At 63.9% G+C, this 15,166-nt stretch carries 8 protein-coding genes and 3 pseudogenes; 8 read left to right on the top strand and 3 right to left on the bottom strand.

Annotation, left to right across the window (positions count from 1 at the left end):
* Positions 1-20: 20 nt before the first annotated feature.
* Positions 21-1,073: an IS30 family transposase gene (locus tag ACJH7A_RS28905; RefSeq protein ID WP_406803198.1), complete on the bottom strand. Its 1,053-nt coding sequence runs from the start codon at positions 1,071-1,073 to the stop codon at positions 21-23.
* Between the two features lie 183 nt (positions 1,074-1,256).
* Here ACJH7A_RS28905 and istB point away from each other — a divergent pair.
* A pseudogene (istB, locus tag ACJH7A_RS28910) lies at positions 1,257-1,823 on the top strand (IS21-like element helper ATPase IstB); the annotation flags it as partial.
* Positions 1,814-2,065: pseudogene (locus tag ACJH7A_RS28915) on the top strand (IS256 family transposase); the annotation flags it as partial. The pseudogenes istB and ACJH7A_RS28915, both read left to right, overlap by 10 nt.
* A 345-nt stretch (positions 2,066-2,410) precedes the next feature.
* Here the strand turns inward: ACJH7A_RS28915 and ACJH7A_RS28920 are convergent.
* Positions 2,411-3,628, bottom strand: coding sequence for an alkane 1-monooxygenase (locus tag ACJH7A_RS28920; protein WP_406776330.1), 1,218 nt, complete (start codon positions 3,626-3,628; stop codon positions 2,411-2,413).
* Between the two features lie 549 nt (positions 3,629-4,177).
* Here ACJH7A_RS28920 and ACJH7A_RS28925 point away from each other — a divergent pair.
* Both ACJH7A_RS28925 and ACJH7A_RS28930 read left to right on the top strand, forming a co-directional pair.
* The gene (locus tag ACJH7A_RS28925) at positions 4,178-5,404 is read left to right on the top strand and encodes an alpha/beta fold hydrolase (protein ID WP_406803199.1); all 1,227 of its coding nucleotides are present in this window, start codon (positions 4,178-4,180) and stop codon (positions 5,402-5,404) included.
* 47 nt (positions 5,405-5,451) lie between these two features.
* Positions 5,452-6,419 (top strand): annotated as a pseudogene (locus ACJH7A_RS28930) (IS3 family transposase).
* 619 nt (positions 6,420-7,038) lie between these two features.
* On the opposite strand, the gene ACJH7A_RS28935 reads toward ACJH7A_RS28930, so the two are convergent.
* Entirely contained in the window at positions 7,039-8,214 is a 1,176-nt protein-coding gene (locus ACJH7A_RS28935) for an acyl-CoA dehydrogenase family protein (RefSeq protein WP_318986932.1), read from the bottom strand.
* 119 nt (positions 8,215-8,333) lie between these two features.
* On the opposite strand from ACJH7A_RS28935, the gene ACJH7A_RS28940 reads away from it, so the two are divergent.
* Genes ACJH7A_RS28940 through ACJH7A_RS28955 form a run of 4 tightly spaced genes read left to right on the top strand, consistent with a single transcriptional unit; the run spans position 8,334 to position 14,761 of the window.
* Positions 8,334-9,935 (top strand): acyl-CoA carboxylase subunit beta, encoded by a 1,602-nt coding sequence (locus tag ACJH7A_RS28940; RefSeq protein ID WP_318986933.1) that lies wholly within the window; start codon positions 8,334-8,336, stop codon positions 9,933-9,935.
* A 5-nt stretch (positions 9,936-9,940) separates the two neighbouring features.
* Positions 9,941-11,971 carry a biotin carboxylase N-terminal domain-containing protein gene (locus tag ACJH7A_RS28945; RefSeq protein WP_318986934.1) on the top strand — a complete coding sequence of 677 codons (2,031 nt, stop codon included), beginning with the start codon at positions 9,941-9,943 and terminating at the stop codon, positions 11,969-11,971.
* Between the two features lie 56 nt (positions 11,972-12,027).
* Positions 12,028-13,182, top strand: coding sequence for an acyl-CoA dehydrogenase family protein (locus ACJH7A_RS28950; protein WP_318986935.1), 1,155 nt, complete (start codon positions 12,028-12,030; stop codon positions 13,180-13,182).
* A gap of 25 nt (positions 13,183-13,207) precedes the next feature.
* Complete coding sequence (locus ACJH7A_RS28955; protein WP_318986936.1) at positions 13,208-14,761, top strand: long-chain fatty acid--CoA ligase; 1,554 nt, start codon at positions 13,208-13,210, stop codon at positions 14,759-14,761.
* The last annotated feature ends 405 nt before the right edge of the window (positions 14,762-15,166 follow it).

Here is a 15,166-nt window from a genome sequence, read left to right on the forward strand (position 1 = left end):
CGTTCACCATGACTCGTTGATCACAACGCGTGAACCACGCCAGATCCGAAGTCCACCACTCCCCGGGACGCTATCGCGACGTGGTCCAGATAGTCCTCAGGAAATATCGATAGATCGCTGCCCTTGGGGAACCACTGGCGCAGAAGACCGTTGGTGTTTTCGTTGGTGCCGCGCTGCCAAGGCGAGTGCGGGTCGCAGAAGTAAATGTCCAGATCGATCGCTTCGGTGATCTGGGCGTGGTTGGCCATCTCCTTGCCCTGATCCCAAGTCAAGGTTTGACGCAGCATCGCCGGCAGCCGGGGCATCTTGGCCACGATGGCGTTCTGTACCGCCTCAGCGGTGTGGTTCTCGGGCAGATGCAGCAGCACCGCGTACCGCGTGGACCGCTCGACCAGCGTCCCGATCGCTGACCCTGATTCGGTGCTGCCCAGGATCAGGTCGCCTTCCCAGTGCCCGGCCACAGCCCGGTCGAGGGCCTCGGCGGGACGCTCACTGATGTTGATAATTCCGGGGATGCGTCCGCGGCGTTCCCCGGCCCGGCGGCGTGGGTGACGCAACGCTCGCCCAGTGCGCAGGCAGGTGTGCAGTTCCCGACGCAGATTGCCTTTGCCCTGCACGTAGATCGACTGGTAGATCGTCTCGTGGGACACCCGCATCTCCAGATCGTCGGGAAACTCAACCACCAGCTGCCGGGCGATCTGCTCGGGGCTGAGGAAATCTTTGAGCCAAGTCTGCACCTGGGTATGCAGACGAGCGCTGGTAGCCAGCTTGCGCGGATGCGGTCGCCGGGCCTTGCGCTGGGCGCGGCCCTGGGCGGCGCTGGGGAAATAGTGCGGGCGTCGCAACGGTCCGCCCCGCCACGGGGCACCGAAACGGAACTGCGGCCGGTACTTGTTGCGGCCATCAGAGCTGTTGCGTTTGATCTCCCGGCTGATCGTCGAGGGCGCCCGTCCTAGTCGCTTGGCGATGCAACGGATCGGTTCCTGCGCCGCGACCGCCAGCCCGATCTGCTCACGCTCGGCGAAAGTCAGCCGGGTGTACTTCCTTGGCGCCGAATCGATCTTGGGTTTCACCCCGCCAGCGTTGACAAACCACTGCCATCCAGTGCCCGGCGACACGCCGGCAGCGACCGCAGCCGCATCGATCGACAGCTCAGAACTGACATGAGACCAGAACAGGCGCACTACCGAAGGCAGAGGGCCAGGACGCATGCAACAACCCCCCAGATAGGAGCTGTTGCACTAGACCCCTGAATCGAAGCGTTGGAAGAGTTCGATTTCGAACACGCACGCGGACTCAAACGCGACACCATCGCTCACCTGGGCACCTTGGACTTCGTGACCGCGCGAGACAACGTCGTGTTCCTGGGCACACCGGGCACCGGCAAAACCCATCTGGCGACCGGACTGGCCATCCGTGCCTGCCAAGCCGGTCATCGGGTCCTGTTCGCCACCGCCGCCGAATGGGTAGCCCGACTGGCCGAAGCCCACCAAAGCGGCCGCATCCAGCACGAACTGACCCGAATGGGCCGCTACCCCCTCATCGTCATCGACGAAGTCGGCTACATCCCATTCGAACCCGAGGCCGCCAACCTGTTCTTCCAGCTGGTGTCCTCGCGCTACGAACGCGCCAGCCTGATCGTCACCTCCAACAAGGCCTTTGGCCGCTGGGGCGAAGTCTTCGGCGACGACGTCGTCGCCGCAGCGATGATCGACCGCCTCGTGCACCACGCCGAAGTCATCACCCTCAAAGGAGACAGCTACCGACTCAAAAACCGCGACCTCGGCCGCCCACCTACCGTGGCCACCACCACCGAGGAATAATCACCACCACCAACCCAGGGGGTCAAATTTCAGATGCCGCCAGGGGGTCAAATTTCAGATGCCGTCGACACCGCGGGCACTTTCCGACTGAGCAGGCCGCGCTCAGGTGACTGTATCTGGTGACGCGTTCCCTGGAACCCACCGGGGTGGGCAGGGCACGATGGATGATGCGGTGGAAGCCAGCGCTCAATGCGTTTGCAATCACGTTCGGCGACCGATTCCCGGCAGCCGAAACCTACTGATGGAAACCGCCGGAAACACCGTTAACGAGATAGTCCCCATTTGGTCGATAAATGTAGATTTCTGCAATTGTCATCCAGAATATTTCGTTTGCTGTACCAGATAATTTTCGGTCCTTATGACTGTGGCACGGCATCGAGAACAACATCAATAGGCATAACTATTGCACTGGTGTGCGTCATCGGGCAATTCGATTGGCCCGCTTCAGGCGAGGGGTGGTTTCGTGTGGATGGTCGATCAGGTATCGCATCCCGTCGACAACCCTAGTTGCGCGCCGCTCAGCGTAGGCATCTCGTATCGAGAGTCATCATCGCCCCGAATCGCTTAAGTTCGAAGGGGTGGACGTTTCACGGTTTCTGTTCGCGCGTGAGGGCACCGCGGTGGCAGAGGGCGTGGTCACGCTGGCCGCAGCGAAGTCGATCCATACACCCCGCCCCGCGCTGCTTAGACCGGCTGTTTCTTGAGTGAACGGTGTAGGCAGCGAGGTGCGGGTAGCGCTTGTGCAGGCGCGGATCGTATCCGGGCAGTATGTTGGCCAGGCTTACATCGCCGGCGTAGTGGGTGAGCACCCGTGGGTCCATCACTCGACGCCACAGTGGCGGGCACATCGCCATCAACAGCATGGTGCCGTAGCCGCTGGGTAGCTGAGGGGCTTCGTCGGCGTGGCACAGGGCCTGGTAGCGGCGCGTCGGGTTGGCATGGTGATCGGAGTGCCGTTGCAGGTGGAACAGGAAGATGTTGGCGATTCTGGTGTTGCTGTTCCAGCTGTGGGTGGCGCGCACGTGTTCGTAGCGGCCGCTGGGTAGTTTCTGGCGGCGCAGGCCGTAGTGCTCCAGATAGTTGATTGTTTCCAGCAAAAAGACGCCGATAGCGGCCTGGCCGATCAGCCAGGGCAGCACGGTGGTCCCGAACCACAGCCCCAGGGCGACATACAGAACGATGCTCATCAGCCAGGCGTTGAGTACCTCGTTGTGCAGTGACCAGGTGGATTTGTGCAGGCGGCGCATCCGCGTACGTTCCAATTGCCATGCCGAGCGCAAGCCACCGATGATCGACCGAGCTATGAAGGCGTACAGGTTTTCGCCCACGCGCGAGCTGGCCGGATCTTCGGGTGTGGCGACCCGCACATGGTGGCCGCGGTTGTGCTCGACGTAGAAGTGGCCGTAGCAGGTTTGGGCGAGTGCGATCTTGCTCAGCCGGCGCTCGGACAGGCCGCGTTTGTGGCCGAGTTCGTGCGCTGCGTTGATGGCGATGCCGCCGACGGTGCCAACCGACGCCGTCAAGCCGATCTTGTCGGCGAGTGTCATGGTGACCCAGCCGCCGCCGGCCCACAGCCAGCACGCGAAGATCACCGACAGATATTGGGCGGGCAGGAGTAGATAGGTGGTCAGCCGGTAGAAGAGAGCACCCTCGATCCGAGATAGTGTGTCGTCGGAGGCCTGATGCGGGTCGGGCCCGACGAGGTGGTCCAAAACGGGCACGATCACAAAGGTCAGAGCTATTCCGGTCCACCAGAACAGGGACAGGCCGGTAAGCTTTACCAGCACCCAGGACAGGCCGACCATGCCCGGGGTTACCGGACCTAACAGCCACAGGTAGCGCTTCGGGTCGCGCCAAGTCCCGAAGGTGTCGCTGGCGTGCGCCGCTCCACGAGTCTGAAGAATTCGCGCTACCACGCCCACAAGCTATTGATACCCGGTTTGCCCAGGGGCCGGTACGTGATGTGTGACACCCTGTACCAGTTAGGGGTGGCCTTTGGCGCAAACCTGCTGTGGGGTGTTCGACTGGGTGAGGATTCGCGATTCAGTCGCGGTTCTGGGGTGCCTTCAGCCGCTTCCCAACCGCGCGAATCCCAGAAACACCGTTTCGCACCTGGATAGGCAGCGGTGCGCTCATAATGAGCCGTCCGCTGTGGTTTCTGGATTCGCTAGTGAAACGAAGGTTCTTCATACCGCGGTGTTGGAAGATCATCCCCGGAAGTTCCGCTGGTCACTGTTGTGCGCATTGGCGATGACTCTGTATGCGGCACTGGCGACGTCTTCGGGGATTGCCTGGGCACATCCCGAAACTCAGGGTCGGGTCATTCGAGCGAAGGACCGACATCGAGAACGCCGGTGCCTCAGGTAGGACCAGCACACCACGGTGAAACCCATCCGGTCACCGCCGCGGCGACCGGAAAGGCTGATCCGCCGCCAGCGACAACATCGACTCCGCACGACACCGCCGCGGCGACCGCGACGGCGATTCCGAGCCATGTGCTCGCCGCGTCGGTCTCGGCCGTCGCCACCCCAGCGGCCCTCAAGCCTGCGGTCAAGAACGCCGCAAGTACCGCTCAAACTGTCACGACCAAAACCGTGAAGGCTGCCAAAACATCGGCCCTAACCGCCAGCGGCGCGACAACTACCGCGAGTTCGCCCAACGCTCCAGCCACGCCATCGGCACCGACTGCTCTAGACGGCGTAACGCTGGCAGTTCTGGGCGAGGAGCTGCAACGCAAGTCCACCGTAGGGACGCAGTCGTCCCCCGGTTACCTGGTCAACTCGGCGGTCAATACCGTGGCCGCGGCGCTAGTCGGGACCGCCGCCCACCTAAGCTCGGCGCTGGCCCACGATGTCGGTCAGGTCACCCAGTTCACCCGGCAGATGGTCGGGTTGGGGTTCGACCTCGGCACGATGGCGGCGTCACTGGTCAACAACATCGCAGTGCTGGGCGCCTACACGATCGGTCCCGACCTGCTGTGGGGACTGCCATACAAGGCGCTCAACACAGTGGCGACCGTGGCCGGCGACGTCAGTAAAGCGCTCACCGACACACCACTGAATGCCACCAGCAGCGGGCCGTTCGCGGTCGACTACGGCGTATACAACCTGCTGGGCTACCTGACACCGGGGGTGACGCCGCCGGGAGCCAACAATCCATCCATCACCGTCACCGCCGAACATCCGTTGCCGGTCATCTTCATCAACGCCACCGCGGCGAATCAGAACTACGACTGGAGCGTCGGGGCACCCGCACTCGCTGATGCGGGCTACAAGGTCTACACCTTCAACTACGGCAACAACACCAGCAATCCCAACTTTCCGATCCAGTCCACTGCCGACATCAAGCAATCCGCCGAACAGCTCTCCACCGAGGTCAACACGGTGCTTGCACAGACCGGCGCCTCCAAGGTCATCCTGATCGGCCATTCACAAGGCGGCGGAATCCTGCCCGAGTACTACCTCAACAACCTCGGCGGCGCCGCCAAAGTCTCACAGTTCATCGGCATCGCCCCGAGCAACCACGGCACCAATCTGGACGGGCTGACCAGCCTGCTGTCCATCCCTGGGTCTGCTGCATGAATAGGTGACATCTGAGTTGGCTTGCCCGTCGTGGGCAGGCTGGAAGGATGTCCTTGTGCCCAGGCCTTACCCCCCAGGAGTTCCGTGACGACGTGGTCGGCGTCGCTCGCAACCGCGAAGCCGGTGTGACGATCGAGCAGGTCGCCACCGATTTCGGTGTCCATCCGATGACCCTGCACAAATGGATGCACCAGGCCGACATCGACGAGGGCGCCAAACCCGGCAAAAGCACCGGCGACTCTGCTGAACTGCGCGAGCTGCGTCGCCGAAATCGGCTGCTGGAACATGAGAACGAGGTGCTGCGCAGGGCGGTAGCGTATCTACCCGCTCGTGAAGGAGCTCGCCGCCGACGGAATCCCTGTCGCGGTGACGTGCCGGGTACTCAGGCTCGCCCGCCAACCGTATTACCGCTGGCTGTCCCAGCCTGTCACCGACGCCAACCTCGTCCAGGCCTACCGCGTCAACGCCCTGTTCGATGCCCACCGCGACGATCCGGAGTTCGGGTATCGCTACCTGGTCGAGGAAGCCCGTGACGCCGGTGAGCCGATGGTCGAGCGCACCGGCTGGCGGATCTGCTCGCAGAACCGGTTATGGAGTGTCTTCGGTAAGAAGCGGGGCAAGAACGGGAAACCCGGCCCGCCGGTGCATGACGACCTCGTGGACCGCGACTTCACTGCTAAAGCCCCAAATCAATTGTGGATCAGCGATCCTACCGAACACATGACCGGAGAGGGCACGCTCTACCTCTGTGCGATCAAGGATGTGTTCTCGAACCGGATCGTCGGGTACAGCATCGATGACCCGATTAAGTCGCAGCTGGCCACTCGGGCGCTGCACAGCGCGGTGGCGCGACGTGCCCGACCGTAAATGCTGGGCCACTCGCACCGAATTACGCCTGGCGATCGTGTCGTGGATCGAGCGGACCTAACACCGCCGACGCCGACAACGCGCACTCGGCAGACCCACGCCGATAGAGTTCGAACTGCTCCACACACCAGTCGCAACTGCGGCCTGAAAATTCACACCCCGCGAGTCAACTGAACTCGGGGCAGTCCCCCTGACCAACGCTGCCCTGATGTCCATCTTGATGATCCCGGGTTCGTGTACCGCTTCATCCCTGACGGTCTGGCCGAGAAAGGCTGCGGCGCTTTTGGCGGCTGCGCTCACGCGACAGAATTTCCGCATGCTTGGTGAGAAGCCAGCCGTGCCGACGAAAGTGGGCCGCCCGTTCATGACGATCTCGTGCACCGTGTGTTCATCGCCGATCGGCCAAATCAGTTGTGACTCAGCGATATCACATAACACGTTACGACCACGGACAAGCTACGCCTGTGCGGTAAACCGCGTGTTTTCTAATCGTATATTCCGTTACTCGATCGATTCCCGATGAAGTCGCAGTTGGCGGTCAACGCGGCTCCATATGGCCATCATTCCTCGCAATCCCGTTGCGACAGTGGTTCATTCCGATCGAGGCAGTAATTCCGCTTCCACATCGTCCCGGAACTCCTCCCGATACGCCTTCGCCATGATCGGCACCCTTCTACCGAGAACCCCACAATCCTCAGATATCAGGAGTCAACCGAACCCTCAAGACCCCTTAGACACACGATGGTGTGCATCGAGCCCTGCACGGTTCACAGGCCGATGTGTTTGGCGATGATCTCCTTCATGATCTCGGTGGTGCCGCCGCCGATGCCGAGGATGCGCGAATCGCGGTAGTGGCGTTCGACTTCGGTCTCACGGAGGTAGCCCATACCGCCGTGCAACTGGACCGCGGTATCGACAGCGAGGTCGCACGCGGCGACGGCCACATTCTTCGCCATTGACACCATGCGCACATCGGTGTCACCTGCGACGATGCGGTCGACGGCGGCACGGGTGTAGGTGCGCGCCACGTCAACGGCGGTAGCCATGTCGGCGACCTTGTGGCGAACCACCTGACGGGTGGACAATGCCCGCCCGAACGTCTCGCGCTGCTTCACCCACTGCAGGGTGAGGTCGAGGCAGCGCCGCGCCGTGGCGTAACACTGCACGGCGATGAAGGCACGCTCTACTTGAAACTGCTGCATGATCTGGATGAAGCCGCTGTTCTCGGGGCCGACGAGGTTGCATGCGGGGACCCGCACGTCGACGTAGCCCAACTCGGCGGTATCCGAGCACCACCAGCCCATCTTCTTCAGCTTGCTCGAGACGGTGAATCCGGGTGTTCCGCGCTCGACGACGAGCAGCGAGATTCCGCCGGCGCCAGGGCCGCCGGTGCGTACGGCCGTCGTCACGAAATCTGCGCGGACCGCCGATGTGATGAACATCTTCGCCCCGTTGACGACGTAATGATCGCCGTCACGAACTGCGGTCGTGCGGATCCCCGCGACGTCGGAACCGGTGTCGGGTTCGGTCACGCCCAGGCTGCCGATCTTCTCGCCGGCGAGAGTGGGCGCGACGAACCGGCGGACCTGATCCGGATCTCGGTGGGCGGCCATGTGAGGCAACGCGATGTTGTGTGTCAACAGGCTCGCCAGCACCCCCGACGAGCCGCCGGCCTCCATCACGCCCTCGGTGAGAAGGACTAGGTCGCGCAGGTCGCCGCCGACTCCGCCGACTTCTTCGGCGAAGCCGATACCGAGCAGGCCCGCCTTGGCCGCGCTGCGGTGCAATTCGCGTGGTAGCTCTCCGGCCTCCTCCCATTCGCTGACGTAAGGGGCGATCTCCTTGCGCGTGAAGGCCTGCACGAGATCGGTCAGGGCGCGGCGCTCAGGTGTCTCCCACGGGCTGACCACCTCGGTACCCGACTGCTCGTCCAACTGGGTCATCGTGATGCTCCTCCTTGCTCGACCCGAGGCATGTCCTGCCGCGGTTGTCACCCGACGTTAATTGCGGCTAACATTACCGCGTCAGCAGATCGGCGTCGATGATCGCTCGGAGGAATACCGTGGTTCACGTCCTACCCGATCACGTCGATGCAACGGCGCCCGGCTACCTCGAGAACCGCGACGGCCTGAGCGCTCAACTCAACGCCATCGCGGAGCAGCTGGCGCAGGCGAATGCCGGTGGCGGACCGAAGTACGTTGCGCGGCATCGTAAACGGGGCAAGTTGCTCGTCCGAGAACGCATTGAACTCCTGCTCGATCCCGACACGGCGTTCCTCGAACTGTGCCCCTTCGCCGCATGGGGCACCCGGTTCCCCGTCGGAGGCAGTGTGGTGGTCGGCATCGGCATCGTCGAGGGAATCGAGTCGATGATCATCGCTCACGACCCCACCGTGCGCGGAGGCGCATCGAACCCGTACACGTTCCGAAAAGTGTTCCGCGGCATGGCTATCGCGCGGGAGAATCGACTGCCCATCATCAACATCGTCGAGTCCGGCGGTGCCGACCTGCCCACACAGGCGGAGATCTTCGTGCCCGGCGGTCAACTGTTCCACGACCTGACCCAGCACAGCGCAGCAGGGTTGCCGACCGTGGCGTTGGTCTTCGGCAATTCGACCGCTGGCGGTGCCTACATCCCTGGCATGTGCGACTACGTCGTGATGGTGCGCAATCGCTCCAAGGTGTTCCTCGGCGGTCCGCCGTTGGTGAAGATGGCCACCGGAGAGGTCTCCGACGACGAATCGCTCGGCGGCGCCGATATGCACGCCCGCACTTCGGGGTTGGCCGATTTCATGGCAGAGGACGAGCAGGATGCGATCCGCATCGGCCGGCGCATCATGGCGCGGCTCAACTGGCGGAAGTGTGGCACCGGACCCACACTGCCGCCGCACCCGCCGGTGTACGACCCCGACCAGCTGCTCGGCATCGCGTCGGTTGATCCGAAGGTGCCCTTCGACCCCCGCGACGTCATCGCCCGAGTGGTCGACGGATCGGCCTTCGACGAGTTCAAACCGCTGTACGGCACGTCACTGGTCACCGGCTGGGCCTCGATCCACGGGTTTCCGGTCGGGATCCTGGCCAATGCGCGGGGCATCTTGTTCAGTGAGGAGGCCGAGAAGGGCTCCCAGTTCATTCAGCTGGCCAATCAGATCGACACGCCCCTGATCTTCCTGCAGAACACAACCGGATTCATGGTCGGCGCCGAGTACGAGCAGGGAGGCATCATCAAAGACGGCGCGAAGATGATCAACGCCGTGTCGAACAGCGCTGTCCCGCACGTGACCATCACCATGGGTGCGTCTTACGGTGCCGGGAACTACGGCATGTGCGGCCGGTCGTACTCGCCGCGGTTCCTGTTCGCGTGGCCCAACTCGAAGTCGGCGGTCATGGGTCCGGCGCAACTGGCCGGAGTGCTGTCCATCGTTGCGCGCGAGTCCGCCGCCGACCGCGGGCTGCCCTTCGATGAGGACGCCGACGCCCAGATGCGCACCTCGGTCGAGGAACAAATCGAGCGGGAATCCGTCGCCCTGGCCAACAGCGGTCGCCTCTATGACGACGGAATCATCGATCCTCGCGACACGCGGACGGTTCTCGGTTTGTGTCTGTCGGTCATCCACAACGGCGAAGTTCGTGGCCAGCGCGGCTACGGCGTCTTCCGGATGTGATGACGATGCCGAAGATCTCCAAGGTACTGGTGGCCAACCGTGGTGAAATCGCACGGCGAGTGTTCCGCACTTGCCGCGACCTCGGGATCGCCACGGTGGCCGTCTATTCCGACGCCGACGCCGACGCGTGGCATGTCGCCGACGCGGACGAGGCGGTGCGCCTCCCCGGCTCGTCCCCCGCCGAGACCTACCTCGACATGTCACGGATCATCGCCGCGGCCTCGCTCACCGGCGCCGACGCCGTTCACCCCGGTTACGGCTTCCTGTCGGAGAACGCTGCGTTCGCGAGGGCCTGCGCCGCTGCCGACCTGATCTTCGTCGGCCCACCGGCCGAGGCGATCGATGCGATGGGCTCGAAGTTAGCGGCCAAGAAGATGATGTCCGACGCGGGCGTTCCCGTACTCCCCGGTGGCGACACGACGGGGCTGTCTGCCGAACACCTCGAGAAGTTGGCCTCCAACGTCGGCTACCCGGTCCTGGTCAAGGCCAGCGCTGGCGGTGGCGGCCGGGGTATGCGCGTGGTCACCTCGCCGGATGAGCTTGAGGAGGCGGTGGCCTCCGCCTCCCGTGAGGCTGCTGCCGCGTTCTCCGACGGCACCGTCTTCCTCGAGCGATACATCCAGCGCCCGCGACACGTCGAGATCCAGGTCATGGCCGACATGCACGGCAACGTCGTCTCTCTGTTCGAGCGCGAGTGCTCGGTGCAGCGTCGCCACCAGAAAGTCATCGAAGAAGCACCGTCACCGGTCGTCGACGACGCGTTGCGCGCTCGGATGAGCGAGGCCGCCATCGCCGCCGCGCGCGCCGTCGGTTACGTAGGCGCCGGAACGGTCGAGTTCGTCTACGACGTGGGCCGGGACGGCATGGATGGCTCCTTCGCCTTCCTCGAGATGAACACCCGGTTGCAGGTCGAGCACCCCGTCACCGAGCTGATCACAGGTCTTGACCTGGTGCGGGCCCAGCTGCTGGTTGCGATGGGGCGAGCGCTGCCCGACGAGATGCACGACCTGCGAGTTCGCGGTCACGCTATCGAGGCCCGTTTGTGCGCCGAGGATCCGGCCGATGACTACCGGCCCTGCACGGGGACCCTGCGCACCATGGATATTCCAGCGCTTGCCGGCGTGCGGGTCGATTCGGGATTCCGGGCCGGTTCGGTCGTCGGCCACCACTACGACTCGCTGCTCGCCAAGGTCATCGCGTGGGCTCCAACGCGCGAGGAGGCTCTTTCCAGTCTCTCGGCGGCGCTGGCCGGCGCCCGTATTCACGGCATTACCACCAATCGCGACCTGTTGGTGCGGACCCTGCGCCACGACGAATTCGCCGGGCGCGGCACGGACACCGGTTTCCTGCAACGACACGACGTCGCCGAACTCGGCGCGCCCCTTGTCGATTCATACGCTGAGGGTCTGCACGCCATTGCGGCGACCGTGGCCGGCGTGGCCGCTCGGCGTGCCGTCGCGCCCCTGCAAGCGTCACTGCCCGCAGGTTGGCGAAACAACTCCTCTCAACCGCAGACCACCACCTGGCGGACGCAGACCGGGCGCGATATACGCGTCGGCTACACGCTGCATCCGATGGGAACATCGTTGAGTGTCGATGACCAACCGTCGGCCGACGTCGCGGTCGTGGTGGGGAGCACCGAATCCGTCGTGTTGAGCGTGAGCGGCGTTCGACGAACGTTCCACGTGCTCATCGACGGCGATCTCGCCCATGTCGACTCGGTCTTGGGTTATACGGCCTTGAGCGTGGCGCCGCGCTTTGTCGACCCGAGCACTCTGACCCCGCCGGGTTCGCTCACGGCACCGATGCCCGGTTCGGTGATTCGGCTACCAGTCGCCACGGGCGAGACTGTGTCAGCCGGACAAACGCTCGTCGTCCTCGAGGCGATGAAGATGGAGCACAGCATCGCCAGCCCGATCGACGGCTTGTTGAGCGCACTGCCGGTCGAGGTCGGGAAGCAGGTTTCCACCGGCGATGTACTCGCCGTGGTCGAGGCGGTGGACGGCGGCGAGGCGGCCTGCGCCATACAGCCCTAGGTAAAGCCAGCGCGCTGCCGACCGGCCGCGTGCTATCGCACGACGTCAGGAATGTCATGGAATTACACGAGACCGAGGAACGCCAAGACCTGCGCAAGGCGGTCGCCGAGATCGCCAAGGACTTCGGCCACAAGTACTACCTTGAGAAGTCACTGGCAGGCGAGAAGAGCACCGAACTATGGCAGGCCGTAGGCAAGCAGGGCTTCCTCGGCGTGAACCTGTCCGAGGAGTACGGCGGCGGCGGCGGCGGCATCTACGACATGCAGATCGTCGGTGAGGAACTCGCCGCGGCCGGATGCCCGCTGCTGATGACCGTCGTTTCGCCGACCATTTGCGGCACCATCATCCAGGCCTTCGGCAGTGAGGAACTCAAGCAACGATGGCTGCCCAGCATCGCGAGCGGCGAGACGATCATGGCCTTCGCGATCACCGAGCCGGATGCGGGCTCGAACTCGCACAACATCTCCACGACCGCCAAACGCGACGGTGACGACTGGGTCGTGAACGGCACCAAGTACTACATCTCCGGCGTCGACGAGGCCGAGGCCATTCTGGTCGTGACGCGCACGTCCACCAACGACCGTGGTCGCGGCCTTTTGAGCCTGCTCGTCGTGCCCACCGATGCACCTGGATTGACCAAGTCCCTCATCCCGGTGCAGGCCGTCACTCCGGAGAAGCAATTCACCCTATTCTTCGATAACGTTCGTGTGCCAGCCGCCAACCTGATCGGCGCAGAGAACGAAGGGCTGCGCCAGGTCTTCATGGGCTTGAACCCTGAGCGGATCATGGGCGCAGCACTAGGCAACGGCATCGGCCTTTACGCGCTCGACAAAGCCGCCAACTACGCACGTGAGCGGCACGTATGGGGAGCGCCAATTGGCTCGCACCAGGGTGTATCGCACCCGCTCGCCCACGCCAAGATCCAGGTCGAACTGGCGCGCTTGATGACCCAGCGCGCCGCCTCCCTGCACGACGCAGGCGACCCCGGGTCGGGTGAGGCGTCCAACATGGCGAAGTACGCCGCGGCCGAGGCAGGCATCCTGGCGCTCGACCAGGCGATTCAGACCCACGGCGGCAACGGCATGGCCACCGAGTACGGCCTCGCCACGCTCTGGGGCCCGGCCCGACTCATGCGCACCGCCCCCATCAGCCGCGAGATGATCCTCAATTTCGTGGCGCAGCACAGCCTGCGTCTTCCAGCGTCCTACTGAGCCGGCGGAAACGGAAAGAGATCACATGCAACGCGGCATCGGTCATTGGGTCACCCGGCGTTCCTTCCTCAACGCCGGGCGTACCGCGCTGATCAGCAACGGCGAGCACATCACCTACGCCGACTTGGATCGGCGCACCAACCAGCTCGCCGCCGCCTTGATCGCGCTCGGCGTGCGAAAAGGCGACAGGGTCGCAGTGCTGCTGGTCAATTCGGCCGAGTTCATCGAGGTGCTGCTGGGCTGCGCCAAGATCGGCGCTATCACCGTACCGCTCAACGTGCGGCTTGCTGCACCCGAGATCGGGTACATCCTGGCCGACTCCGGGGCCGACGTCCTCATCTTCCACGAGCCGTTGGCCGCACAAGCCACGACAGCCGTCACCGAATCCGGAGCCCGCGTGCGCCATATCGTGCGCGCCGGTGGGGTGCCGGCGACGGGTGAGCTCAGTTACGACGACCTCGTCTCAGGCGGAACGCTCGACGCGATTAACGGCGATGTCGAGGGCCGCGACCCGGCGTTCATCATGTATACGTCGGGGACGACCGGCCGACCCAAGGGCGCGATCCTCACCCACGACAACCTGCTGTGGAACGCGATCAACGTCCTCGGCACCGATATCGGCGTGCGGGGCGACGACGTCACGGCCGCGGTGGCGCCGATGTTCCACATCGGTGGCTTGGGTGTGCACACACTGCCGCTGCTCTACGTCGGCGGCACCAGCGTCATCATGCCCGCCTTCGACCCGCGAGCAACGCTGCAAGCGATGGCCGACCACCAAGTAACGATTCAGTTCATGGTGCCGGCCATGTGGGCCGCGCTCATGAAGGTGCCCGACTTCGACTCCTTCGACCTGTCCGCGCTGCGTTTCGCTATGGGCGGCGGGTCACCCGTTCCCCTGACGGTGATCGATTTCATGCGCGAGCGTGGTGTGCCCTTCACCGAGGGCTTCGGCATGACCGAGACCGCCCCGTTGGTGACCGTCCTGGACGCCGAGAACACCAGCACTCGGGCGGGGTCGATTGGCCGCGTGGCGATGCACGTCGACGCTCGCATCGTCGACGACCACGATCGCGAAGTCGCGATCGACACTGTGGGTGAGTTGATTGTGCGTGGCCCCAACGTGTTTACAGGCTACTGGATGAAGCCCGAGGCGAGCGCTGAGGCGTTCCGCGGAGGCTGGTTCCACACGGGCGACCTCGGACGCATGGACGCCGAGGGATACATCACCCTCGTCGACCGCAAGAAGGACATGATCATCTCCGGCGGCGAGAACGTCTACCCGATCGAGGTCGAGCAGGTTCTGTTCCGCCACCCGGAGGTACTCGACGCCGCTGTGATCGGAGGCGCGGACGCGAAGTGGGGGGAACGCGTCGTCGCGGTCGTCGTCGCCCAACCCGCGGTGGAAGCGCCGAGCGCCCAAGAGATAGTGGACTGGTGTCGTGAGCGGCTGGCACATTTCAAGTGCCCGCGCGACGTGCACTTCGTCGACGAACTGCCACGCAACGCCACCGGCAAGCTGCTCAAGACCGAGCTGCGTACGCAGTTCACAGGCATCGAGGCCGGAGTCGTTCTGCGCTGAGTGGCCTGCGCAGCGCCTCGCGGGTTCGGGGCAGGGTCTCTCAATCGACGTGCTGATGCGAGAATTTGGCAACAACGGCCGAGTTCAGCAGTTGCGTTGTCCTTTTCGAAGACGGTGCGGTGGGTGTCGACGCAGGAAACCCGGGCGTCGATAGGACTATCGTTCTGCGGAGCACTCCACACGTAATGATCGCGACGAACTGATAGGAGGCACGAACGCGTCTGGCTTGCGCCGCAAATTGCTACTTGAGGCCGCCGCCGACCTGTTCGCGTGCCAAGGCTTCCACTCGGTGGGTATTGATGACACCGGCGCCGCGGCTCGGGCGAGCGAGCTAGTGTCTTGAGTCATTAATTCGAGTGCAGTAGTTCCCGATGCTGGCTAGGATTTGGTCGGCGGTCTTCGTCC

Source organism: Mycobacterium sp. SMC-17, from assembly GCF_045310915.1.
Classification (GTDB): Bacteria; Actinomycetota; Actinomycetes; order Mycobacteriales; family Mycobacteriaceae; genus Mycobacterium.